Source organism: Brevibacillus sp. BD137 (genome assembly GCF_041644655.1).
In the GTDB taxonomy this organism is placed as follows: Bacteria; Bacillota; Bacilli; order Brevibacillales; family Brevibacillaceae; genus Brevibacillus; species Brevibacillus brevis_D.
The window spans coordinates 1-22,990 of the sequence record NZ_JAOTNO010000009.1 but is presented as its reverse complement, the minus strand read 5'-3'; the positions used below and the strand labels follow the sequence as shown (position 1 = coordinate 22,990).

The window sequence follows — 22,990 nt, the reverse complement described above, 5'->3', positions numbered from 1 at the left end:
GAACGATCCTCCCAAATCATTGGCTTTTTATTCGGAAAAAAGATATGGGAAAAGGGAGATTGCTCTCCCTTTTTTTCCACAACAGTTCTATTTTACGTGTTAGAAGCCGCGCTGTGCAACATAATGACACAAGTCTACGACACGATTGGAGTAACCCCACTCGTTATCGTACCAGGAAACGACTTTTACCATGTTTCCTTCCAGTACCATTGTAGACAAAGCATCGATTGTGGAGGATGCAGGGTTTCCATTGTAATCAGAGGAAACGAGCGGCTCTTCGGAGTAGCCGAGAATGCCTTTGAGAGGGCCTTCTGCCGCTTCTTTCAGCGCGTTGTTGATTTCTTCAACAGTTGCGTCTGTCTTCAGCTCAACAACCAAGTCCACTACGGATACGTTTGGAGTTGGTACGCGCATAGCGAAACCATTCAGCTTGCCTTTCAGCTCAGGGAGTACGAGTGCTACCGCTTTTGCCGCTCCTGTAGAGGTTGGAATGATGTTTTCCGCAGCTGCACGGGCACGGCGCAAATCTTTGTGCGGCAGGTCGAGAATTTGTTGGTCATTGGTGTAAGAGTGAACGGTTGTCATCAAACCGCGTACGATCCCGAATTTTTCATTGAGAACCTTCGCGTATGGTGCCAAGCAGTTCGTTGTGCAGGATGCGTTGGAGATCACAGTGTGTTGCGCTGGATCGTACTTGTCTTCGTTTACACCGATTACGACTGTAATGTCTTCATTTGTTGCAGGAGCGGAGATGATGACTTTTTTCGCGCCACCTTCCAGGTGCTTCGCTGCATCTTCGCGCTTCGTGAATCGTCCAGTTGATTCCACTACGATTTCAACACCGTAATCTGCCCACTTCAGTTGAGCTGGATCGCGCTCTGCCAATACCTTTATTTCTTTTCCGTCTACGATGAGCGTGTTTTCAGAAGCTTCAACACTCACGTTCAAAACGCCATGAACCGTGTCATATTTCAAAAGGTGCGCCAGTGTGTGCGCATCTGTTAGGTCATTGACCGCCACGATTTCTACATTCGGATTGTTCAGTGCTGCACGAAATACGTTACGACCGATACGACCAAATCCGTTAATACCTACTTTTACCATAATGTATACCTCCTGCTCATTAGCTAGCTTTATTCTTCATCGTGAGAAACCTGCCCTCTGGCGAAAACCAGCGGGTCGATAATATCGTAACAATCGGTAATAAGATTGGAAAAAACACAAAGGGCAATGTTTGAATCGTCGAAACACCTAACGTGAGCGCCATCATCATCGATAGACCGTTCCATGGGATCAGCACAGGCATAACAACTGTGGAGTCCAGCATCGTCTTGCCCAACAGCTCACGCCCTCCCTCCCATTGGGAGAACCTCCCGAGAAGAGTCGAGCCGAGAACCAGAATCGGAATGGTTTGGTTACAGCTGATGATGACCACTAACAACGACAATGCCGCTGCTTTCGCTACCAATACCGTCTTATTTTTTGTATGCCCCATCATTTTGTCTACGATGGGAGTTAATAAATTGGCTCTGTTCAAAATGCCGTTTAAAAAGCCTGCGAGAATGATTAACGCCAGAACACTGAAGATGGCGAACATCCCGCCCCCATGGACCAGTTGATCCAGCGGCGTTCCTGAATGAAGCTCAAATCCAACTAGCATCGATGTAAAAAACGTCTTCACATCCAAATTCCCATTGATCCCGACTAGAATCGCACTGGCTCCGATACCGAAAAACAATGCCTTCACCGCTTTTACTCTCAGTGCAAAAGAGGCAATTAACACCACGAGAGGCAGCATGAGCAGCCAATGTACAGAAAAATGACTGACTAACAGCTCCTGGTACATTTGAATGGTATCCGTCGAGTTCGCTTGAGGTCGAAACAGATCAAGGATCAGGAAAAGTAACGCGCAAATCGCTACCGTAAGCAAAGCAGGACGCCGTATTCTTCTTTCCTGCTCTTCTGTCATACCGACATTGGAAAGCACCAGTAATCGACTGCTGGATATCGGTGAGAAACGTTCCCCCACCATCGCTCCAGAGATGAGCGCGCCTCCTACGATCGCAGGTGATATCCCTGCAGCATGTGCTATGCCCATCAAGGACAGCCCAATCGTACTCAGTGTACCGATTGATGTACCCAATAAATAACTGACGCCTGCGGTCAACAGAAAAGAGAGAACGAACAAATACTCGACATTCACAATCGATAATCCATAGTAAATGATGGCGGGAATGGTTCCTCCCATCATTAATAGAGGAATCAAGAGTCCTACTAAAAACAGAATCGTAAGGACGGGCTTTGCCTTTTGGACACCTTCCCAGCCAAACACGAACTGTTGCTTCCACGGATAACCCAATCTTTTTACACTAACCAGTGTGACCAAGATCGCAAAAACAATCCCCCATGCGATCGGAAAACCGAGCGATAGGCTCAAAATGATACCAGCGATCATTGCCAAGATGGGTGTTACCGATGTGATAGACATGCGACCGACTTCCTTCCGTTACAATCGTGCGGACAACAGCGTATAAGCTGCCCCTTCGTCCGTAATGAGTACATTCTGACACGATTGCTTAGCAAAGGAAAGAATCGCTTTTGCCTTGCTTTCGCCCCCCGCAATAGAGAGCACTGTTTCTGCCTTGTGCACTTCCTCTAGCTGTAAACCAATTGTCGGCATTCTGTGGACCGTTTCTCCCGCTTCATTAAAGTAGTATCCGAATGCTTCTGATACAGCACCCGTCTCCACTAATTCCACGAGTTCTTCCTCCGAATAATTCCGCCTTCTCGCCATCGTGACGGCATCCCCGATTCCATGTAAAACGATTCGAGTTTCGCCCAAGAGTGACAGCACATCTTGTACCTGTGGCTCTTTGACCAATGTCTGCAAGGCTTCTGGATGGAGGCGATCCGGTACGTGAAGAAGCCGATAAGAAGCACCTGTTTTCGCTGCCATGGCGGAAGCGAGCGTGTTCGCTTGCAGCTCTACGCGTTCTCCCAATCCACCGCGAGCAGGGACAAACTGAACGTTTTTGAACGAAGCAGAAGGCGTCAGATGACTTGCTACGCTGGCGATGGATGAACCACCTGTTACCGCTACAATGTCGCCTTCTTGCACGACCTGTTTGAGGACCCGTGCCCCTACCCGTCCCAGCTCTTCCTTTACCCAAGGTGACTGGTCTGCATTGCCCTGTACCACAATGACTTCTGCTATGCCCAGCTTTTTTTGCAGGCGCTCTGCCAAGTCAGTAAGGCCGAATAGCTCTCCGACGAGAGGCTCCATGTCGTCCAAGACTTGTTGTCCTTCTTCACTCAGGCTCATTCCCGCAGCTGTTACATGAAGGAGCCCCGTTTCTTTTAGCAGTTCCACTTCTGCCCGCAAAATTCGCTCAGTGGTATCCATGGCTTGAGCAAGACCTCTTCTGCCAATCGGCTGCAAATGATAGATGGATCGGAGCAACATGTACCGCTGACGCAAAACTTGAATCAAGTCAGGCAACAATTTTTGTTGCAGTTCCAGTAAACGTCGCATTTTACCTTCTTCCTTGGTTACAAATTGTTGATCGGGACGTTTAATGTCCCTGTATATACATTTTTTGTCCCACTTGGTGCAAAAAAAAGATCACTTGCTACAACTTGAATGTATCATATTTAACCATATCTTGCAAGTTCCCCTCTACCGAAGAAAAAGCACAGTTCTCTTCGACTCTGACACGCTAGCAGGGGAGATTCACTGTCCGTCTTCACTTCCAAAAGGGGACCGTTGAGCCAAAGCCACCCTACGGGCGGAAGTTTCTCAGAGAAGAAGTGTTCGACAAGTAGGTCCCCTTTTGGAAGTTCCGACTGGGCTGGCGATGCCAAGGTCTACGAGCCCTGTGCTTTTTCTTCTCACCAGCTTTGTTGGTTCATCGGTACTTTCTAAAGCTAAAAAACAGCCAATACCATAGCAATCAATTTATGATAGAGCGGTACGTCTATGTAGTTCCTCGTGCAGCTCTTTTAGCGTCACCACATGCGTTATGGAACGAAACACGATCTCTCCATCTATCTCGACTACGGGAATGACAAACATCATTTCCTCATGCAAAGCCGGATCACTTTCAATATCAACCATGCGCATACGAAGGGGGAACTCCTCCGCCAGAGAACGGATGTAGAGCTCCACCTCGTCGCACAAATGACACTTATTTCGTCCGTACAAGACAATTTCAAACGTTTTTTCATTCATTCTCATTAAAACCTCTTTCGTTTAGCCGACGATGGGATCAGCATTTCTTCCCGGTACTTGGCAACCGTTCGGCGGGAGATCTCAATCCCCTCTGTAAGCAGCATCTCACCCAGCTTTTGATCAGATAACGGAGCTTTCCGATCTTCTTGCTCGATCAGTGCTTTGATTCTGCGTTTAACACTCTCAGAAGAAGTCGCTTCCCCGCTGGAAGTAGAGAGTGCTGACGTAAAGAAATACTTCAACTCAAAGATTCCGCGCGGTGTCTGGACGTATTTGTTGCTGGTTGCCCGGCTTATCGTTGATTCGTGCAGGCCGACCCGCTCTGCTATTTCCTTTTGCGTCATAGGCTTTAAATAATGAATCCCCCGATCAAAAAACTCCCGTTGCATATCGAGGATGGCCTGTGTTACACGCATGAGCGTCAAGCGGCGCTGCTCCAAACTTTTTGCCAGCCACATGGCGGCATTCAGCTTATCGTGAATGAACTGTTTCGCTTCATCCTGACTTTTTTGCTGGCTCAGCATTTTTTCATAGAAGCTGTTGATTTTCAGCCGCGGTGCAGCAACATCATTAACCAATACTACATAATCATTCCCGACCTTTTCTACCGTCACATCTGGAATGACATATCTTGTCTCTACGGAAGAAAAGGTCCCCCCTGGACGCGGGTTCAACGTACGGATCAAATCTGCCATCGTCTGTACCGCTTGCGGTGTACATCCGATTTTTTCTGCGATCCGCTGATAGCGATTGTCCGCCAAATCTTGCAGGTGGTTACGAACGACCTGCACGATCTTTTCATCATCGAGTGCCAAATGCTCAAGCTGCAGCAAAAGACATTCTTCCAGGCTGCGTGAAGCTACGCCTACTGGATCAAAATGCTGCAAAACGGACAACACGTCCTCAATCTCGAGCATTTCAGCGCCCAGGCGCTCACTTGCTTCCTCCAGTGTAATTTCCAAATATCCCTTCTCATCCAAATTCCCGATCAAAAAGAGAGCAATCTGTTTTTGCAGCGACGAGAACCCTTTTACATAGCCGAGTTGACGCTCCAGATGTTCGTACAGCGTCTCCGCACCTTGCTGGACGTAATCCAGCGGATTGTAAGTGCTTTCATTTTTCGACGAACCGTACTCACCTGTCGCGCGATTGCCCACAATTTCTTTCCAGTCAATCTCAGGAGCTGGCTTCTCTGCTTTTGCAGAAGCGACTTCTCCAGCCACTTCAAGGTCGAAAACAGGATTTTCATTAGCCTGATCCTGCAAATAGGAGATGAGATCAATGGCTGAATACTGCAATATGGTAATCGCTTGGCGTAATTCCGGCGTCATCACTAATTTCAGTGTTTGTTCTTGAAATAACCCCAATCCCATGTTCATGAAGCTCGCCTCCTTCGCACTTGCTCATGCTGCTCGATGACTCTTTATTTTCATTATATTCGTTCTCTCATGCAATTTTCCTGCCAAATTGATGAAACAGAACACAAAAAATGTCGAAAGATCTTCACCATTGGACTTTTTCACTTTCGCTTATTTTATCGCTAGTTTTTTCTGCTGAACTACTTTTTTTCGTTTGCATTGAGAATCTCGATGTTTTATAATAAAAGTTGTCGTCACAATATACGCCTGTAGCTCAGTGGATAGAGCAATGGTCTCCGGAACCATGTGCGGGGGTTCGATTCCCTTCAGGCGTACCATACTTTCAAACCAAAAGCGATCTCTTGAATTTCAAGAGGTCGCTTTTTTGAATCCACATGTTTGATTTCCACTCAACTAACCTATCAAAACAAAAAACAGCCCCGGGTAAAAGGGCCGTTCTTCGAGTGCTACGTATAGTAAGTCACTTTTAAATCACTTTTGAAATTACTACTTAAAAATAGCTTTAAATGTGTAAGGCATAGGGTTGATTGGGGTCGTATCAAATGCTGCATCTGCAGATACAATGTAGATGTAATAATTCCCTTCCTCAGGGATATTTACTGATAAAGTTGTATTGCCCTTAATACGAAAGTGGCTTTTTAGTGTCTCTCTGTCTTGCTTTCTCACCAAAATAATAATTTGATGATTAATGATGTTTACATTTATAGAACAATGACTGATATTATTGTTCTTTGCTTTCTCCGTTTAAAACTGGGTTCCCATTCACAAAGTAAATTAACTATTAGTCCCATTAGTTATCATAAATATAACTTATACTATTTTTCACCTTATTTAAAGTGTTTTGTAAATTCGAATCGTGTAATATTTTGTAAAAAATTGACAGATAGTAAACACAAAGAACCCTGAAGCATTCTCTCCTTCAGGGTTCTCACTCAACTATTGATACTCACACTTCCATTTCCTACTGATGATTCCTTGTTTTATACAAAAGATAAACAAAGAACGGCGCTCCAATCGCTGCGGTAAAAATCCCAGCTGGCAAATCATGCGGTAAAAACACCGTTCTCCCAATCAAATCGGCCAAGACGACAAGCATCCCGCCCAAAACAGCGGAAGCCGGCAGCAAGTAACCGTACGCAGAACCTACTAACCTACGCGCAATATGTGGGGCCATCAACCCGATAAAACTAATTCCTCCTGCTACACCAACCGCAGCACCTGCCAAAGCCACACTGATCGCAATCAAGAGCAATCGCTTCTTATCAATCGCTACGCCAATGCCTTTGGCGATATCATCACCGAGCTCCTGGGCATTCAAATAACGGATTTGGAAAATCGTAGCGCCAAGAAACAAAACGGTCCACGGAAGCAATGTCATGACATTTACCCACGACATACCGTACACAGTTCCAGTCATCCACCCGAGTGCATTTGAGGCTTTGTGGGTTTGGGTGATCACCAGGAAAAAGATCGTTAATGCCCCCATGCCTGCCGAGATACATACACCGACAAGCGCGAGGCGAAAAGGGGAGACTCCCTCTTTCCACGCAGTGAGATACGTAAGCGTCGCGGTTAACAATCCACCGATCAAGGCCACCAATGGCATCCATTGTACACTTACATCTTTTGCGAATGTGATAAATGCTACCGCTGCTGCCGTTGCTCCCGCTGTAGTCCCGATCAAATCAGGCGAAGCTAACGGATTTCGTACCAAGGACTGCAAAATAGCCCCCGATACCGCCAGGGAAGCCCCCACCATGACTGAAACGACAACACGAGGCAATCGCCAATCGAGCACGATCAATTCATTCTGTTCACTGCCCGCTCCCACAAAAGCTTTGACGACCTCCCACACAGGAATATGCAAGCTTCCTAAGCCAATACTCAATACAATCACAACAGATAACAGCAAAAATAGTATGAAATTAATTCCCAAAGCCCGCTTATCTACATGAAACGAGAGCGCTGGCTTTTTGGACCGAATGACTACATGTCTATGCATACGCCCTCCCCCTGACCAGCGGGATGATAAAAGCCACTCCGATCATAGCCGTTGCTACGCCTACTGGTACTTCCAGACGCATGGGCATCAATACAAGGCGAGAAAGCAAGTCAGCGCAAACCAGAAAAGCTCCGCCGAAAACAATTGAATAGGGAATCAACCATCGGTGATCAAGCCCGACTAAGAAACGACATAGATGCGGGATGATGATGCCCACGAATGCAATTGGTCCAGCGAGCGCGACACTCCCACCTGCCAAGAGCACCACGAGCAATAACGCAGTAGCTTTTACCAAGATAATCTTCTGGCCCAGGCCAGTCGCTACATCATCACCAAGTACCATCAAGTTTAACGAGCCAGTCAGTACCATAGCGCCTAACCAGCCTACTAGCAAATAAGGAATGATCATAAAAAAATGATCGAGCTGTCTCCCCTCCACAGAACCAACTAACCAGTAAAAGGCCTCTGTCATCGTCTTTTCTTGCAACAGCATAAACAGCGAAGTCACAGACGAAGCAAAAGCGGCAACCGCTGCACCCGAAAGTGTCAGCTTAATCGGAGTCATGCCTCCCCGCCCAGCGGAGGCCAATCCGTATACAAGCAGAGCAGTCACACCCGCTCCGATAAATCCTGCCCACATCATTTGCGACACTGGAAATTGCGAGCCAAAAACAACAATCGTCGTCACAATAGCTGCTGCAGCTCCAGCGTTCACGCCGATAAGAGACGGTGAAGCCAGAGGGTTCCGAGTCAACGCCTGCAACAAAACACCTGCTACAGCGAGGCTGCTCCCCACTGCTACCGCTGTCAGTGTACGCGGCATTCGGGAAGTCGTAATAATCAAATGTTCCTCCGAACCGGAAAATTGAGTGTATGCCTCTACTGCAGTAGTGAATGAATACCGATTGATTCCGAAAAGAATACTAGCCACCATCACGACTGCCAGGACAACAAGCCCTGCTATGAGTACAGTAGTCTTTTGCAGTCGGCTGGACAAAATCACATTCACGCCTGTTCCCTTCTTTCCGTTGCATTCTACCTATTCTGTCTATTCGCTACCTATGTATGTAAGTTTCTCCCACTAATCAGTCTAAGCTTGCGGATAGGGCTAGTCAATGATATTGATTTTTATTATCGCTATTGGAAAATCAGCACAGTAATATCTATAGTTTTCCTCTGGTTCCAAAAAATATATTGACACATTGTCATATAAGCATATAAAGTAGTGAAGAAAAATGATAATCATTATCAGTTAAAGGGGGATTTTCCATCATGCGCAAAACTTCCCTGCGTTTGATGCTCGGGGCTATGCTTTCCGCTGTGATGCTCGTAACAGGTTGCGGAGGACAGGCAACGCCTTCATCCGACTCGTCTTCTTCTACACCAGCCGCGTCAACAACTCCATCAGCACCGGCAGCGTCTGAAGAGAGAGAAGTAAAACACTTTATGGGGTCAACAAAAATAAAAGGAACTCCTCAACGTGTCGTCACTCTCACCAGTGAAAGCACAGAGGCTGTTCTCGCATTAGGGATTACGCCAGTTGGGGCTGTCATGAGTGGCCTCGGTAAACCCGGTGACCCATGGCATCCACATATTAAAGAAAAAATGAAGGATGCAGTTGAATTGGGTGATGAGAATCAACCAAACGTCGAGCTGATCGCCAGCCTGAAGCCAGACCTGATTCTGGGAACGAAAGGACGCCAAGGGCAAGAAAAAGTATACGCTCAGCTTTCCGCGATTGCTCCAACCGTCTTCTCCGAGGATCTCGTAGGCAGATGGAAAATCAACTTTGCCCTTTACTCAGAAGCGCTGAATAAAAAAGCTGAAGGCGACAAGCTAATGGCTGATTTCGATAAGAAGATTGAGGATGCAAAAGGAAAACTGGGTGACAAGACGAAGATGAAAGTCTCTGTCGCTCGTTTTGTAGCAGGCACAACCCGTCTTTACTTGAAAGACACCTTCTCTGGCGTTGTTCTGAGCCAGCTCGGCTTTGCTCGACCAGCCTCCCAAGACATCGATGAGTTCAAAAAAGACATTCCCAAAGAGCTCATCTCCGAAATGGATGGCGACGTTATGTTTTACTGGATCGGCGATTATTCCGGTGATGGATCTGCGAATAAATACACTGAGGAATGGATGAAAGATCCACTCTATCAAAAGCTAAATGTCGCGAAAAACAATAAGGCATTCCAAGTTGACGAAGTGATCTGGAACGTAGGCGGCGGTATCCTTTCTGCTGAACTGCTTGTTGATGACATCGTAGAGCGTTTCTCCAAACTGTAGGCTATAAAAAAAGCAGGAGTGGTTAAGATAACCACTCCTGCTCTTTTGCCTGCTGGCATTATTGATCGAGTTCCTTACTACCAGCAGTATCCTTACTGGGCAGAATCGGATCTATTTGTTCTGGTTTACGTGAATAAGCTTTGTTTGTAACCAAAATCGTCACACCGATGATGACAATAAAAATGAGCACCAGCGCAACGATAAAACCCGTTGTCATGCATACACCCCCGACTTTTTTCTAACTCTCATTATAGCTGATTTCCATGCGAGTCAGAACCTTCAGGCATAACCAATTCATTATAGAATAACAAACGATTCCAAATTTTGATAGGAAAATGGCTCCTATATCTCGAATAGTTACGACAACGCTATCTCACTCAAATACTCGATAGACTATGCGGGGGAATCTGATGAACAAGCTTAAAACCCCTTTCTTATGGAAAAAGAAACGCTCAAAAAAGGAAATCACACAAGTGTTATTTCCAGATCAAATATTAAAAGCATTTTTTCATTTTACGACGGATGCCATCTCGATTAGTGATCTCGATAACAATATCGTCTTGGTGAATCATGCGTTTGAGCAATACTACGGTTGGTCCATGGAGGAGATTTACGCTTCACCGCTCTGCTTTATTCCAGAAGAGTACAAGAGCGAGACCAAACAGTTATTTGATGCGGTCAGGAGCATGGGTGTATTACTAACCAATTACGAAACCATCAGGCAGCGAAAAGATGGCACGAAGATGGATGTCATTCTGTCAGCTGCTCCAATCAAAGACGAAACAGGAAAAATTATTGGTGCTTCCTGCATTACCCGTGACATTTCCGACCGCAAAAAAATTGAAGAGGCCTTGCGTCAAACCGAAGCCAAATATCGTCTCCTCATCGATCATACCCAGGATATCGTGACGATTTATGATTTATCCATGCGACGCATCTATGCCTCCCCATCAATCGAGCAATTGGGATTTGTTCCAGCCGAGGTTACTTCCCCTAACAATCTGCAGCTCACACATCCAGAGGATATCCCTATGTTCCGGGACAAATTTCAAGAGATCATGGCAACGAAACAACCCGTTCATTTCGAGACGCGCTCTATGGATAGGAATGGAAACGAGGTCTCCTTCGAAACACGCGGTATCCCCATTTTAAACGCGGTAGGGGACGTCCAAAACGTCATGTTAGTCTCGCGAAATATCACCGAACGCAAATACTCAGAGGCCGCCTTATTTAAAAGCGAGAATACGAACAAAATCATCTCAGAATACACAGATGATCTTATTCTGATTACGGACAAAAACGGGGATATCCTCTATCTCTCCCCTTCACACTCACGCGTAATCGAAACGAGTGAACATTGCCGTCAGCTCACCTTTGCCGAGATTCATCCCGAAGATCGCCAAACTGTCATTGACCACTTTCATCTCTTGCTGGCGACCAAGGAAGCAAAGATATGCGAATTCCGTTTCCAGACGAAAAATAACAAATGGATCGTTCTCGAATCAAAGGGTGCCCCCATCCTGACGAAAACGGGAGATTGCGATGGCTTTATCATTGTTTCGCGGGATATTACAGAACGCCGACATAACGAGGAACTATTACGGAAGGCTGAGAAGCTGTCTGTGATTGGGGAGCTGGCTGCTGGAATCGCCCATGAGATTCGCAACCCGCTCACATCTTTGAAGGGCTTTATCCAATTTCTTTATCCGAGCATGAATGATAACCAGCAGTACGCCGACATCATGCTCTCTGAACTGGACCGAATCAATTTTATTGTGAGTGAATTACTAGTCTTGGCAAAGCCTCACAGCATTCAAATCAAGCCTCTTCCGCTCATCCCTTTGCTGGAAAACGTTTTGACACTTTTGAAATCGGAAGCAAATTTGAAAAACATCGATTTTCGGACCGCATTTGCTTACCATCCAATCATTGCGGGAGAAGAAAACCAGCTCAAGCAGGTCTTTATCAACATCATTAAAAATGCTATCGAAGCAATCGATGGACATGGTGAGGTTGTTATTGCCACCACCCTAAAAGAAAATCATCAGGTGCTCATTACGCTCACAGATACTGGCTGTGGAATCTCTGAAGAAATGATTCACAAGCTGGGTGCCCCCTTTTTCACGACAAAAGAAAACGGAACTGGCCTCGGCCTCATGATCAGCAGCAAAATCATGAAAGACCACAACGGCAGCCTGGAAATTAAAAGTAGAGAGCACGAAGGTACAATGGTAGAGATAACACTGCCGATTGTACAGGACCAAATTGGGTCATCCTAGAAAGGTGTACATCTCATCATCGGTGGAGGTGCCCTATGGATTTTACCAAAATGAGCACGAGTGAGTTCGTGGCCAAAATTCGCGAATCCCAAGCGAAAAACCTACGAAGCAGACAGCATCAGGGCTATGGTCATCCCGAAAAGCGGTTGCCTAGCAAGCAAGGTATTTAACAAGCAAAAGCCCACCCGTTAGCTCCTTCGGCTAAAACGGGTGGGCTTTTGTCATTGCTATTGTGGATCCTGTTTATTCAGGTTACGATCTCTTTCGGACTTTTGCTTCTGGGTGCCTTGGGTCTTGCTGCTGTGTCCTTGGTTTCCGCCATTCTTCGTATTTCGATTGTTTGACATCAGAATCCCTTCCTTTTCATTCTGGTATTCTTGCCAAACGTAGTATGTCCCAAATGGCTTATTCATAATGAAGAATTACTTCGCTTCACCCATGAATACTTTCTTTCCGTCCTCATACTTGTACACGTATACGGAAGCAAAGTCGTTGTCGCCTTTTTCATTAAATGTTACGTTAACGAATTTGCCTTTGTAATCTTTGGTTTTGTGAACCGCTTCCAGCACTTGTTCACGCGTTGGCTTTTTGCCGCCGTTTGCTTTGATCGCTTCTTCCAGACCGTTCAGCATAACACCCATGGAGTCATAACCAAACGAAGTGAAGATCCCTACTTTGTTGCCAGTCGCGCTCTCGAAGTCTGTGATCCATTTCTTGCCGTCTTCGGTAGCACCAATATCGCCAACCGTAGAAGTAAAGACTACGTTATTGGCATTTTCCGCACCAGCAATTTTCACCATGTCAGCGGAGTCGTAGCCATCGCCACCCATGAATACACCTTTGAAGCCTTTTTCACGCGCTTGTTTCACGATGATCCCTGCATCAGAGTAGTATCCACCGAAATAAATCATCTCTGGATTTTTCGCAAGGATTTGGGTGATGATCGCACTATAATCCTTCTCGCCTGCTGTTACCCCTTCATAGCCGAGAACTTGTACGCCGTCTTTTTCAAATTGCTTTTTCACTTCTTCCGCAAGACCTTGTCCATAAGCAGCCTTGTCATGCATAACGAATGCCGTTTTTATATTCAACTGATTTTTGGCAAAAATCGCAGCCTTGGAGCCTTGTTGATCATCACGCGCACAAATGCGGTGTACGATCTGTTTGCCTTGCTCAGTCAAATCTGATCCCGTTGCGGAAGGAGATACCATTACGAGCTTCTCTTGCTCGTATTGCGCTGCTGCTGTGATCGAAGCTCCTGTTGTAGCATGGCCTACTACTCCGACTACATCAGGATTCGAAATCAACATTTGTGCGACTGCTACCCCTTGTTTCGGGTCAGCTTGGTCGTCTTGCGCGGACAATTGAACGTCAAAGCCAAGTGCTTTGAATGCCTCTGCCTTTTCTTTCAACGCATATTCAGCACCAGCCTTTGCTGTGCTTCCGTAATCAGAATACTGACCAGACATCGGACCAACTACAGCAACAACGAGCTTCTCAGTAGCGCCACTTGCACCGCCCGTGCTTCCTCCGCTATTGTTGCTCGGCTGTGGTGTCGCGCTTTGGCTACCAGTCCCCGCACCTCCACCGCAGCCCGCGAGCAATGTGCCGAGAGCAAATGTTGCAGCCAGTATCGACAATGATTTCTGTTTTTTCATAGCAAAAATCCCCCTCTTTATTTATGAGCAAACTATGAATCACAATCTTATTGTAGGATATTTTAGAAAATTTGCAATAGAAATGATTGAAGGAAGAATCAATAAAAAAACCCTCTATCGCTGTCTGCTAATAGAGGTGTCCACATGTAGTATTGAGGCAAATAGCCACTTCTACGCATAGAAGTGGCTATCCTCATGAGAAGTATCCCATTAATTATTAGGAATTAATTGGAATGCTCAGCTTGTAAGTGAGCGTTTTTGCATCGTACTCTACTTTTGCACCCAATTCTTGGGCAATGAATACGAGGGGCACGAGCACTGCTCCGGTCACTGGACGTGGCGGATTTGCTACACTCGTTTCTTTGCCGTTTTTATAAGCAAAGTTTTGGTTTTCGTACATACGCAGAGCGTACTTGTTGTCTTTAGCAACCAACAGAGATTTAGTCGTGCTATCCCATGCTGCACTACCACCCAAAGCAATCGCCAATGTGCTCGCATTCACATACGCAACACCATTTTCAGTAACGATTTCTTGTGGGAATGGGAACTCCTTGCCGTTTAGCTGAACTTTGATTTTTTGTTGTACAGCTGGTGCAGGAGCAGGAGAAGTTTGGGCAAACGCAGCCGTTGCCGCTACACTTCCTGTTAGAAGAGCTGCTGTCAGCATCATTGTAGAAAACTTGCGAAGCATAATAAACACCCCTTAAATATCATGAAATGAATTCCAATTTTGTATGATTCGACATAAATCAACTTTTCCCTTCTTTTTTATCCCATACATTTCCTATGTAATTCTCTCTCCAAACATGACAAGACTAGGAAAAAAAATAAATATCCCACGAACAAATGTTTTTGTGCACAACCTGTGCATAACATTGTGGATAACTTTCGAAAGTGAGGCTTACTATGGCAGGGGAACGTTTTTTTCTCATTTATCAAGAGGCCAGTGATGAAGAATGCTTATTGACCATTGAACCATACAAAGATCAACAGGAGCTGGCGGAAGCCATCAATCAACTTCAAGCCAAACAAGTCGATGAATATACGATTATCAAGGGAAAAAAGATGAAAGCCACGCTGAAACTCGCCGTCGATTTAACCGAGGCCGATGAGAATTCCAAGGAATGAATGTTTTCCTTTTCGAGTAGGTTTAGACAGAGGGAATTTGGCAAACATGGTAGTGAGGGCGCGCACTTATGTGTTTGACCTTCATTGACCTTTTGTGTATGATATTGTTACAAAGAGAGGAGGAAGACTAGATGCATATGAATTTAATTCCAACCGTCATTGAACAGACAAACCGCGGGGAACGTGCTTACGATATTTATTCCCGCCTGCTCAAAGACCGCATCATCTTTCTGGGAACCCCAATCAACGACACCGTAGCCAATATCGTTGTGGCACAGTTGTTGTTCCTTCAGGCGGAAGATCCGGAGAAAGACATTCACTTGTACATAAACAGCCCAGGCGGTTCTATTACTGCTGGTATGGCAATTTACGATACTATGCACTTCATCAAGCCTGATGTATCCACCATTTGTATCGGAATGGCTGCTTCCATGGGAGCATTCCTGCTGGCTGCTGGGGCAAAAGGCAAGCGCTTTGCTCTGCCAAACAGTGAAGTCATGATCCACCAACCATTGGGTGGCGCACAAGGACAAGCGAGCGACATTGAGATTGCCGCAAAACGTATCTTGAAGATGCGTGATCATCTGAACACCATCTTGGCTGAACGTACTGGACAGCCTTTGGAGCGCATCCAAAAGGATACTGATCGCGACAACTTCCTCTCTGCCGCTGAAGCAGTAGAGTACGGATTGATTGACAAAGTCATCACTTCCGAACCGTCTTCGAAAAAATAAGAGCTGTCGTAAAAAAAAGCACTCGTGCCTGAACTACCGGCCGAGTGTTTTTTTGTATACCGAGCAAACCCCTAGAGGTTTCCCTTGGTCTGCTCGGCTTTTTCGATGAATCATTGTGATACTTCCATTAACTGACTGACATAGACTGTTCGGCTATGCCCTGGATTTTTTTCCTCATGTACACGTGCTGTTGACGTTTTTTCGTCTACAGCATCGATCCAAACGGCTTGTCCATCGTACTCTACCTTGATATGGTCGTCGGATTTCATGATGGCTTGTGCTCTTGTTACATTCATAAGTGACTGACTCCCTCTATTGGTCATCGTCAAGAGCTTGCTTGGCTGACGTAGCCCCTGTCATCGTATCTACAGTCGTTTCTTCAATCAGGCCGTTTTGGTCGGAAACAACTCCGCCCCCCAGTCCCTCATTCACCATCCGATCAATGTCCATATCATAACAATCGCGGCCTTCGTAACACTTATCACGGTTACTCATGTCTCATTCCTCCTTCATGCAATATACATGGTTAGAAATGCCCTGACCGAAGTGAATTGATACATATTCATTAAGATGACCAACAAAAAAAGACACCTCCCTTAAGGGAAAAGTGTCTCTCGTGACTCTATTCTTCTTTGCTTACCAGATTCGTAAGGCTGCTGACTGCCTGGGAGGCATCCGGCCCTTCTGCCAAAATGGTAATTTCCGTTCCAGAGCTGATTGCGAGGCTCATGATACCCATGATGCTCTTCGCATTGACCTTCTTGTTGCCTTTTTCTACGAATACTTCCGATGCAAAACGGTTAGCTTCCTGTACGAAAAAAGCTGCTGGACGAGCTTGCAAACCGGTCTTTAACTGAACCACGACCTGCTGTTGAACCATGAATGGACCTCCTTACTTGTAGACTATTATCCTTTAGTATAACATGCATCTACATCGAAATATTTTGTTTTTCTCGTATTTTGTCAGCGATTTCGTTAATTTTCCGCAAGCGGTGGTTAATGCCCGATTTGCTCACTACTCCGCTTGGCACCATCTCGCCCAATTCTTTCAAATTGATGTCAGGATGAGCCACTCGAAGCTCCGCGACCTCGCGTAGACGTTTTGGCAAATTCTCCAAACCCATCTCTTGATCAATGAGCTGAATATTTTCCATTTGTCTGGTGGCTGCATTCACCGTTTTGTTTATGTTGGCGATCTCACAATTGTGTAAACGGTTTACGGAGTTCCGCATGTCCTTTACGATTCGGACGTCCTCGAAATACAGAAGTGCCTGATGAGCCCCTATCAAGCTCAAAAACTCTGTAATCTTTTCGCCTTCTTTAATATAGAGAACATACCCTTTTTTCCGCTCGATGCACTTGGCATTTAGTTTATACCGATTGGCGATCTTGGTCAATGCTTCGCAAAAATCCTGATAGGAAGTGAAAATCTCCAGATGATAGCTGGATGCCTCTGGATGATTCACAGATCCCCCCGCCAAAAAAGCCCCCCGCAAATAAGCAGCGCGGCAGCATGACTTTTTCACGATCTCTGGAGCGATTCCTGGGATAAACGACAGGCTTTGATCCATGATTCCCAAGTCTTGTAAGATCTCATTGGCCTTATTCGGAATACGCACAATGTAGACGTTGTTTTTTTTCAAACGCATTTTTTTTCGAACTAGCAATTCAGCGTGTATCTGAAACAACCTCTTGATTAACGTGTAAATGCGTCGGGCAATCGCCGCGTTCTCTGTCGTCACATCCAGCACCAGTCGTCCGGCTCCAAACTGCAGACTTCCATTCATCCGAATCAAGGCTGAGAGCTCTGCCTTGCTGCAGCAATCGGCACCCTCCATCATGGTAAGCTCTTTTTTGGTATGCGCGGCGAATGACATCGACTTCACTACTCCTTCTCTATCTTCAGCACCTTCCGTCTTCGTTTGACAAGTGACACAACCTGCTTGCTGACAGCATGTGCATCGTGACGTAGGTATCCGTCCTCAAATGTGACTAACGGCTTCGCCACTACATGCAGACCGAGTTGGCGCAATCGCTTTGAGTCACATCGGACAGGAGCTGCTCCTTTTTCCGCGTATTTGTCCAATACATGGGTAGGCAGCTCGGCTGAATTGACAATGATCGTATCCAGAAATGGTTTATCTACATGTTCATACATGACATTCACGTGCCTGGATGCAGAAAAACCGTCTGTCTCCCCTGGCTGTGTCATGACGTTACAAATGTAGATTTTTGGGGCTTGTGCGCATGTAATCGCTTCAAATAACCCTCGTACTAATAAATTGGGCAGGATGCTCGTGTACAAGCTGCCAGGCCCAATTAAAATGGCATCCGCGTCGGCAATCGCCATCAGGGCTTCTCTCAGAGGAACAGCATCCTCTGGATCAAGGAACACCCGCTTGATTTCTTTGCCAGTCAACGGTATTTGGGATTCTCCGATTACGAGAGATCCATCTGTCATTTCCGCTTTCAACTGAATCGATTGCGTGGAAGCTGGCAATACATCTCCACGCACTGCCAAAACCCCGCTTAATGTTTTGACTGCGGTGACAAAATCTCCAGTGATTTCGTTCATTGCTGCAAGTAATAGATTTCCCAAATTATGCCCGGCTAATCCCGTGCCTGTGGAAAAACGATATTGCATGACTTTTTCCATCAACGGCTCTGTATCGGCCAGAGCAGTCAAGACGTTTCGAATGTCGCCAGGTGGAAGCATATCCATTTCTTCTCGCAAACGTCCAGAGCTTCCCCCATCGTCTGCTACCGTCACAATCGCTGTAATATGCACTGGCTCGTGCTTCAAACCGCGTAAAAGGACGGATAGACCCGTTCCTCCGCCAATAACGACTATCCGTAATGGCCTTGACTGTAGCCTCCCGACTCCCTTAGTAGGCATATGTCACCTCATTATTTCTAATACATATACCACAGGTGGCTTTTTATGCACGCTTCAGTCTTTCCTGCCATCTTATGCTCATTTGTTCTTTTCCATGTCTCGATGACTAACACGGACAGAAAAATCTTTGCCAAAGGCTTCTCCCAAATGTTCTGCAATGGCGACCGAGCGATGCTTGCCACCGGTGCATCCGATTCCTATCACAAGTTGACTTTTTCCTTCTCGCTGGTAATGCGGTAGGGTGTACCCCAAAAAGTCTGTAAGCTTTTCTAAGAATTCCTTTGTGTCCTTGTGCTGCATCACATAATCTGCCACGTCGGGATCACATCCTGTTTTCGGACGCAAATCCTCCACATAATGCGGATTGGGCAAAAAACGGACATCGAACATCAAGTCAGCGTCTATCGGTGCGCCGTATTTGAAACCGAACGATAATACATTAATCGTAAGGGGTGATCCTTGTTGACCGTATTGGTTGATGATTTTTTCTCGAAGCTGAACTGGCTTCATTTGACTCGTATCGATAATCTGATGCGCCCAGCCCTTCATTTCCTCCAGCAAACGGCGCTCGGCGTGAATTCCTTCCAAAGGCGAACCGTTCGGAGAAAGCGGATGTCTGCGGCGTGTTTCCTTATAGCGAGAAACCAATGTCTGATCGTTCGCATCCAGATAAAGGATATGGTAAGATAGTCCATTCATCTGATTGAGGCTTTCCATGGTTACGGCTAGATTTTCAAAAAACTCACGCCCTCGCAAGTCAATCACCAATGCGACTCGCTCAATACTCCCACCAGACTGTTTAACCAACTCAGCAAATTTGGGAATCAGTACAGGGGGCAGGTTGTCTACACAAAAAAAGCCCAGGTCCTCCAAGCTTTGTACAGCAACTGTCTTTCCCGCACCTGACATTCCGGTAATAATCAGGAGATTCATGGCCTTGTCGTTTCCCAATTCCGTCACGCAACTCGCCTCCTACGATTCTGACAATAGCATACCATATTGTCGACCTTATTCGCACCTTTTTGAACCGCTTCCCCTGTTTTTCCAATGACGTCCTCTACAGGCGTACAAGCTATTTTAGAAAAAAAGATGCGTGACTGAATGCCAGCCACGCAACAATTGTTTATATAGATAAGGGGGTCAATTCATTGTCTATAGATTACACTTGAATTATTTCACCCATGTTACAAGCAGGTTAAGAGATTGTGACATTTTGTTCCTTTAGCTTTTCATTTAGCTCTTCTACAAAATGCTGAGCAGATTGAGCAGCGATCGAACCGTCTCCAGTTGCTGTCACGACTTGGCGCAGCATTTTTTCGCGTACATCGCCTGCTGCAAAAACACCTTTTACTTTGGTGTTCATTTTTTCGTCTGTCAGTACGTAGCCTGCGTCGTTGGTGATGCCCAGTGGACGTACGCTTGCAGTCAATGGGTCCATCCCTACGTAGATGAACACTCCATCTGCCGGATATTCTCTTTGTTTACCTGTTTTGGTGTTTTGCAAGAGAACCGCTTGTACCTTGCCTTCACCACGGATCTCTTTTAGTTCGGTATCCCAAATCACTTCGATTTTTTCGTTATCGAAAGCGCGTTTTTGCAGGATTTTCTGCGCACGGAACTGATCTCGACGGTGTACGATTGTCACTTTGGAAGCGAAGCGAGTAAGGAATACCGCCTCTTCTACCGCGGAGTCTCCTCCACCTACAACTACCAGCTCTTTATTGCGGAAAAATGCACCGTCGCAAACTGCGCAGTAAGATACACCACGGCCGGACAATTCTTTTTCTCCTTGTACACCCAGCAAACGATGCTCTGCACCAGTTGCCACAATAACAGATTTGGTCAAGTATTCCTTGTCACCCGTAATAACGCGCTTGTACGGTTCTTCATCGCGGATTTCCTTGATTTCACCATAAGCATACTCCGCACCGAATTGCTGTGCATGCTCAAACATTTTTGTAGAGAGATCAGGGCCAAGAATGGAAGTGAAGCCTGGGTAGTTCTCGATATCTTCCGTGTTCGCCATTTGACCGCCTGGGATCCCTCTCTCCAGCATTAATGTGCTCATGTTCGCACGGGATGTATATACAGCAGCCGTCATTCCAGCAGGGCCAGCTCCGGCGATAATCACATCATAAACTTTTTGATCGCTCATGCTTGTTGCCTCCTCGTCTCACACAGTTCTGTTTCCTTATTTAAATTAATTATAATGTAATAATCTATTTAAAATCAAGTGTCGACAAAACTTTGACGCACTTTGCCAAGGTTGCGGCAGAAATGCCATATTTTTGAGCTAGAAGGGCTTGTGACTGTTTTTCGTTCGTTATCGTTCCGTATACATATTCTAATGCTGCGACCCACGCTACTTCTTTTCGCACTTGTACCTGACTTTGGGCATATTCATGATGCTTGCGCCATACATCGAGGCACCATTCTCCAGCCTCTTGCTTGCCCTGCGAGAGCAAATGACGGCTTATGCCTTCTTCTATATTGCTCTTTTGATCTTCCGTAGTCGGCGAACCATTCGATCCTTCAGGAGTTCCTTCCGGCATATCTGCACCCATATCAGCCAAAGCCAGCAAAGCTAACTTTTGCAGCTGCTGGTTATCCGTCTGGTAATAAAATTGACGGACTGCAGTTTCAGCTTCATCATCTCCGATCAGAGACAATGTTTGCAGCACCGCGAATTTCACTTCATCGCGTCCATGCTGCAATGCCCAGAGAAGGGAAGCTCGGATCATCGGGTCTGTTTTAAAATCTTCCACTCCCGTAAACGAAGCCTTCTCCCAAGAAACATCACGTTGGGTCGTATTGTATTGGTAGGGGATTGGTTTTATAGTCTCCCCTTCTTGTTCGTTTTTTACCATTTGAATGTATTGATCTGCGATTCCTGCTTCTGGATCTAACTGTTTGGCTTTTTGCCACCAGCGCAGTGCTTGATCCTTTTTCCCACTCAAATAAGCTGAGATTGCAGCATAGTGATACGTGCACGCTTCATGTGGCCGTCCATTTCGTAACATGCGTTGGTAATGGAAATACGCTTCGTCATGCTGGCCGAGCACTCCCATTGTTGTTGCAAGCTTATAGGTATTTTCCGGATGGAACGGAACAACCTTTTTCAGCGTGTCAATCAAGCTCAACAACTCTACCGTTTGATTGTGATGAGAGAGCAAAACCGCCAAATTGCACAGTGCATGCAGGTTTCCTTCTTCTTTATCCAGCGTCTGTTCAATTGTCTCCATCGCCTTCTCGAATTCTCCAGCATAATAGTAGGCGAGAGATAAATTGTTCCATGCCGGCAAAAACTCAGGATCTGCCTCGACGATTTCTTTTAAGGTATCCAATGCCTCTAAGAAACGTCCCTCTTCCAGACTGCGTCGAGCTCGTTCATGCTTGCTGTATACGTCCTCTTTTTCACTTGGGAGGAAGTGTCGCGGTGGCATGTCCAGCTCAAAGTAAATATAGTCGAGGAGCTCCTCAGCATCTTCACGATACGGTCCAGTGCTATCCTCTTGTAAATAACGAACAGCCATTTCTTCTGCCATATGGTAATCTTCTAAGTTGGCATAGTTATTCGCCATGTAGAAATACACTTCTGTCATGGATGGGTCCCATTTTTCTATCACTTCATAGAGGACTTCATTCGACGCTTCAAACTGTCCGGTTTCAGCTAAAGCACTAGCCAAATGGCAGTGGCATTCTGCATTCGTCGGCTCCATTTCAACTGCTCGGCGAAATGAACGCAATGCTTTATCATAGTCGTACCGATTCAAACAGCGCATTCCCCGGTCAACAAAAAAAGCAGCATCTTGCTTAAAGTCAACGACGGTTGTTTTCTTCAAAATACTTTTGTTATGTTTCATAAAACCTCCAACATCGTAGGAGCTTACACTCCAAGTATCGTACCAGAAGCATCGGCACCCTACAAGCTGACTCGCCTTTTAAAGTGTTCAGCGGATAAAGCAAGAAACACCACTGGCCCATAGCAAGTGGTGTTTACGAACAAAAATGGAGCGGACGAAGGGTCTCGAACCCTCGACCTTCGCCTTGGCAAGGCGACGCTCTACCAATTGAGCTACGTCCGCATATCTTATCAACTATTCATATTTTGTCCGATTGAAAAACTGGTGAGCCATGAAGGACTCGAACCTTCGACCCTCTGATTAAAAGTCAGATGCTCTACCAACTGAGCTAATGGCTCGTACATGGTGGCTCGGGACGGAATCGAACCGCCGACACGAGGATTTTCAGTCCTCTGCTCTACCGACTGAGCTACCGAGCCATATACTTTATTCGCCACTCTTAAAAAAGAATGGCGGAGCTGACGGGACTCGAACCCGCGACCTCCGGTGTGACAGACCGGCGTGAACTCCAACTTCACCACAGCTCCATATAGAAGGCTT

At 46.1% G+C, this 22,990-nt stretch carries 23 protein-coding genes and 5 tRNA genes; 6 read left to right on the top strand and 22 right to left on the bottom strand.

Annotated elements, in window-relative coordinates; all coding sequences use genetic code 11:
* Window positions 1-99 precede the first annotated feature (99 nt).
* From gap to rpoN, 5 genes are all read right to left on the bottom strand, one after another.
* Window positions 100-1,104 (bottom strand): type I glyceraldehyde-3-phosphate dehydrogenase, encoded by a 1,005-nt coding sequence (gene gap, locus ODZ53_RS19125; RefSeq protein WP_007720484.1) that lies wholly within the window; start codon window positions 1,102-1,104, stop codon window positions 100-102.
* Window positions 1,105-1,123: 19 nt separating this feature from the next.
* Entirely contained in the window at window positions 1,124-2,488 is a 1,365-nt protein-coding gene (locus ODZ53_RS19120) for a Na+/H+ antiporter NhaC family protein (RefSeq protein ID WP_199927394.1), read from the bottom strand.
* An 18-nt stretch (window positions 2,489-2,506) separates the two neighbouring features.
* The gene (locus ODZ53_RS19115) at window positions 2,507-3,532 is read right to left on the bottom strand and encodes a sugar-binding transcriptional regulator (RefSeq protein ID WP_372679182.1); all 1,026 of its coding nucleotides are present in this window, start codon (window positions 3,530-3,532) and stop codon (window positions 2,507-2,509) included.
* 423 nt (window positions 3,533-3,955) lie between these two features.
* Window positions 3,956-4,234, bottom strand: a complete 279-nt coding sequence (locus ODZ53_RS19110; RefSeq protein WP_173627933.1) for a glutaredoxin family protein — start codon at window positions 4,232-4,234, stop codon at window positions 3,956-3,958.
* A complete protein-coding gene (rpoN, locus tag ODZ53_RS19105) occupies window positions 4,234-5,607 on the bottom strand; it encodes an RNA polymerase factor sigma-54 (RefSeq protein WP_372679179.1) in 1,374 nt (457 codons plus the stop codon). Before rpoN ends, ODZ53_RS19110 begins: the two co-directional genes overlap by 1 nt.
* A gap of 242 nt (window positions 5,608-5,849) precedes the next feature.
* On the opposite strand from rpoN, the gene ODZ53_RS19100 reads away from it, so the two are divergent.
* A tRNA-Arg gene (locus ODZ53_RS19100) sits at window positions 5,850-5,924 on the top strand.
* Between the two features lie 644 nt (window positions 5,925-6,568).
* Here the strand turns inward: ODZ53_RS19100 and ODZ53_RS19095 are convergent.
* Entirely contained in the window at window positions 6,569-7,609 is a 1,041-nt protein-coding gene (locus ODZ53_RS19095; RefSeq protein ID WP_372679177.1) for a FecCD family ABC transporter permease, read from the bottom strand.
* Window positions 7,602-8,618, bottom strand: coding sequence for a FecCD family ABC transporter permease (locus ODZ53_RS19090; RefSeq protein WP_372679175.1), 1,017 nt, complete (start codon window positions 8,616-8,618; stop codon window positions 7,602-7,604). Before ODZ53_RS19090 ends, ODZ53_RS19095 begins: the two co-directional genes overlap by 8 nt.
* 263 nt (window positions 8,619-8,881) lie before the next feature.
* On the opposite strand from ODZ53_RS19090, the gene ODZ53_RS19085 reads away from it, so the two are divergent.
* On the top strand, window positions 8,882-9,892 hold the full coding sequence (locus tag ODZ53_RS19085; RefSeq protein WP_372679173.1) for an ABC transporter substrate-binding protein: 1,011 nt from the start codon (window positions 8,882-8,884) through the stop codon (window positions 9,890-9,892).
* 58 nt (window positions 9,893-9,950) lie between these two features.
* On the opposite strand, the gene ODZ53_RS19080 is transcribed toward ODZ53_RS19085, so the two are convergent.
* Window positions 9,951-10,109, bottom strand: coding sequence for a hypothetical protein (locus ODZ53_RS19080; protein WP_015893476.1), 159 nt, complete (start codon window positions 10,107-10,109; stop codon window positions 9,951-9,953).
* A gap of 193 nt (window positions 10,110-10,302) precedes the next feature.
* Here ODZ53_RS19080 and ODZ53_RS19075 point away from each other — a divergent pair, with 193 nt between their 5' ends.
* Complete coding sequence (locus ODZ53_RS19075; RefSeq protein WP_372679171.1) at window positions 10,303-12,171, top strand: PAS domain S-box protein; 1,869 nt, start codon at window positions 10,303-10,305, stop codon at window positions 12,169-12,171.
* Between the two features lie 35 nt (window positions 12,172-12,206).
* The gene (locus tag ODZ53_RS19070; protein WP_015893478.1) at window positions 12,207-12,341 is read left to right on the top strand and encodes a DUF4023 domain-containing protein; all 135 of its coding nucleotides are present in this window, start codon (window positions 12,207-12,209) and stop codon (window positions 12,339-12,341) included.
* Between the two features lie 252 nt (window positions 12,342-12,593).
* On the opposite strand, the gene ODZ53_RS19065 is transcribed toward ODZ53_RS19070, so the two are convergent.
* Together ODZ53_RS19065 and ODZ53_RS19060 are read right to left on the bottom strand one after the other, a co-directional pair.
* Window positions 12,594-13,829 carry a branched-chain amino acid ABC transporter substrate-binding protein gene (locus tag ODZ53_RS19065; protein WP_372679169.1) on the bottom strand — a complete coding sequence of 412 codons (1,236 nt, stop codon included), beginning with the start codon at window positions 13,827-13,829 and terminating at the stop codon, window positions 12,594-12,596.
* A 217-nt stretch (window positions 13,830-14,046) separates the two neighbouring features.
* Window positions 14,047-14,520, bottom strand: coding sequence for a copper amine oxidase N-terminal domain-containing protein (locus tag ODZ53_RS19060; protein ID WP_041749676.1), 474 nt, complete (start codon window positions 14,518-14,520; stop codon window positions 14,047-14,049).
* Between the two features lie 215 nt (window positions 14,521-14,735).
* Here ODZ53_RS19060 and ODZ53_RS19055 point away from each other — a divergent pair, with 215 nt between their 5' ends.
* Window positions 14,736-14,957 (top strand): hypothetical protein, encoded by a 222-nt coding sequence (locus ODZ53_RS19055; protein ID WP_026043328.1) that lies wholly within the window; start codon window positions 14,736-14,738, stop codon window positions 14,955-14,957.
* A 131-nt stretch (window positions 14,958-15,088) separates the two neighbouring features.
* Window positions 15,089-15,691 (top strand): ATP-dependent Clp endopeptidase proteolytic subunit ClpP, encoded by a 603-nt coding sequence (clpP, locus tag ODZ53_RS19050; protein ID WP_007720441.1) that lies wholly within the window; start codon window positions 15,089-15,091, stop codon window positions 15,689-15,691.
* Window positions 15,692-15,801: 110 nt separating this feature from the next.
* On the opposite strand, the gene ODZ53_RS19045 is transcribed toward clpP, so the two are convergent.
* The 12 genes from ODZ53_RS19045 to ODZ53_RS18990 form a co-directional block, all read right to left on the bottom strand.
* Window positions 15,802-15,987 (bottom strand): H-type small acid-soluble spore protein, encoded by a 186-nt coding sequence (locus ODZ53_RS19045; protein ID WP_015893484.1) that lies wholly within the window; start codon window positions 15,985-15,987, stop codon window positions 15,802-15,804.
* Window positions 15,988-16,003: 16 nt separating this feature from the next.
* Window positions 16,004-16,186 carry a hypothetical protein gene (locus tag ODZ53_RS19040; RefSeq protein ID WP_015893485.1) on the bottom strand — a complete coding sequence of 61 codons (183 nt, stop codon included), beginning with the start codon at window positions 16,184-16,186 and terminating at the stop codon, window positions 16,004-16,006.
* Window positions 16,187-16,313: 127 nt separating this feature from the next.
* Window positions 16,314-16,571, bottom strand: a complete 258-nt coding sequence (locus ODZ53_RS19035) for an HPr family phosphocarrier protein (protein ID WP_015893486.1) — start codon at window positions 16,569-16,571, stop codon at window positions 16,314-16,316.
* A gap of 49 nt (window positions 16,572-16,620) precedes the next feature.
* Window positions 16,621-17,568, bottom strand: coding sequence for a DNA-binding protein WhiA (whiA, locus tag ODZ53_RS19030; RefSeq protein ID WP_015893487.1), 948 nt, complete (start codon window positions 17,566-17,568; stop codon window positions 16,621-16,623).
* Between the two features lie 8 nt (window positions 17,569-17,576).
* Window positions 17,577-18,587: a gluconeogenesis factor YvcK family protein gene (locus ODZ53_RS19025; RefSeq protein ID WP_372679164.1), complete on the bottom strand. Its 1,011-nt coding sequence runs from the start codon at window positions 18,585-18,587 to the stop codon at window positions 17,577-17,579.
* 78 nt (window positions 18,588-18,665) lie between these two features.
* Window positions 18,666-19,547, bottom strand: coding sequence for an RNase adapter RapZ (rapZ, locus tag ODZ53_RS19020; protein ID WP_372679162.1), 882 nt, complete (start codon window positions 19,545-19,547; stop codon window positions 18,666-18,668).
* Between the two features lie 235 nt (window positions 19,548-19,782).
* A complete protein-coding gene (trxB, locus tag ODZ53_RS19015; RefSeq protein ID WP_372679160.1) occupies window positions 19,783-20,742 on the bottom strand; it encodes a thioredoxin-disulfide reductase in 960 nt (319 codons plus the stop codon).
* 64 nt (window positions 20,743-20,806) lie between these two features.
* Window positions 20,807-22,450, bottom strand: coding sequence for a tetratricopeptide repeat protein (locus ODZ53_RS19010; protein WP_372679158.1), 1,644 nt, complete (start codon window positions 22,448-22,450; stop codon window positions 20,807-20,809).
* A 146-nt stretch (window positions 22,451-22,596) separates the two neighbouring features.
* Window positions 22,597-22,672, bottom strand: a tRNA-Gly gene (locus ODZ53_RS19005).
* 40 nt (window positions 22,673-22,712) lie between these two features.
* Window positions 22,713-22,788 (bottom strand) — tRNA-Lys (locus ODZ53_RS19000).
* A 5-nt stretch (window positions 22,789-22,793) separates the two neighbouring features.
* Window positions 22,794-22,869: transfer RNA gene (locus ODZ53_RS18995), tRNA-Phe, on the bottom strand.
* 31 nt (window positions 22,870-22,900) lie between these two features.
* Window positions 22,901-22,977: transfer RNA gene (locus ODZ53_RS18990), tRNA-Asp, on the bottom strand.
* Between the last annotated feature and the right edge of the window lie 13 nt (window positions 22,978-22,990).

Coding starts and splice junctions, on each gene's coding strand:
- ODZ53_RS19060 (WP_041749676.1), bottom strand. CDS start 14,520: ATGCTTCGCAAGTTTTCTACAATGATGCTGACAGCAGCTCTTCTAACA.
- whiA (WP_015893487.1), bottom strand. CDS start 17,568: ATGTCATTCGCCGCGCATACCAAAAAAGAGCTTACCATGATGGAGGGT.
- ODZ53_RS19035 (WP_015893486.1), bottom strand. CDS start 16,571: ATGGTTCAACAGCAGGTCGTGGTTCAGTTAAAGACCGGTTTGCAAGCT.
- rpoN (WP_372679179.1), bottom strand. CDS start 5,607: ATGAACATGGGATTGGGGTTATTTCAAGAACAAACACTGAAATTAGTG.
- ODZ53_RS19085 (WP_372679173.1), top strand. CDS start 8,882: ATGCGCAAAACTTCCCTGCGTTTGATGCTCGGGGCTATGCTTTCCGCT.
- gap (WP_007720484.1), bottom strand. CDS start 1,104: ATGGTAAAAGTAGGTATTAACGGATTTGGTCGTATCGGTCGTAACGTA.
- ODZ53_RS19110 (WP_173627933.1), bottom strand. CDS start 4,234: ATGAGAATGAATGAAAAAACGTTTGAAATTGTCTTGTACGGACGAAAT.
- ODZ53_RS19055 (WP_026043328.1), top strand. CDS start 14,736: ATGGCAGGGGAACGTTTTTTTCTCATTTATCAAGAGGCCAGTGATGAA.
- ODZ53_RS19080 (WP_015893476.1), bottom strand. CDS start 10,109: ATGACAACGGGTTTTATCGTTGCGCTGGTGCTCATTTTTATTGTCATC.
- ODZ53_RS19065 (WP_372679169.1), bottom strand. CDS start 13,829: ATGAAAAAACAGAAATCATTGTCGATACTGGCTGCAACATTTGCTCTC.
- ODZ53_RS19075 (WP_372679171.1), top strand. CDS start 10,303: ATGAACAAGCTTAAAACCCCTTTCTTATGGAAAAAGAAACGCTCAAAA.
- ODZ53_RS19120 (WP_199927394.1), bottom strand. CDS start 2,488: ATGTCTATCACATCGGTAACACCCATCTTGGCAATGATCGCTGGTATC.
- ODZ53_RS19045 (WP_015893484.1), bottom strand. CDS start 15,987: ATGAATGTAACAAGAGCACAAGCCATCATGAAATCCGACGACCATATC.
- ODZ53_RS19010 (WP_372679158.1), bottom strand. CDS start 22,450: ATGAAACATAACAAAAGTATTTTGAAGAAAACAACCGTCGTTGACTTT.
- clpP (WP_007720441.1), top strand. CDS start 15,089: ATGCATATGAATTTAATTCCAACCGTCATTGAACAGACAAACCGCGGG.
- ODZ53_RS19070 (WP_015893478.1), top strand. CDS start 12,207: ATGGATTTTACCAAAATGAGCACGAGTGAGTTCGTGGCCAAAATTCGC.
- ODZ53_RS19115 (WP_372679182.1), bottom strand. CDS start 3,532: ATGCGACGTTTACTGGAACTGCAACAAAAATTGTTGCCTGACTTGATT.
- ODZ53_RS19040 (WP_015893485.1), bottom strand. CDS start 16,186: ATGAGTAACCGTGATAAGTGTTACGAAGGCCGCGATTGTTATGATATG.
- trxB (WP_372679160.1), bottom strand. CDS start 20,742: ATGAGCGATCAAAAAGTTTATGATGTGATTATCGCCGGAGCTGGCCCT.
- ODZ53_RS19025 (WP_372679164.1), bottom strand. CDS start 18,587: ATGCCTACTAAGGGAGTCGGGAGGCTACAGTCAAGGCCATTACGGATA.
- ODZ53_RS19095 (WP_372679177.1), bottom strand. CDS start 7,609: ATGCATAGACATGTAGTCATTCGGTCCAAAAAGCCAGCGCTCTCGTTT.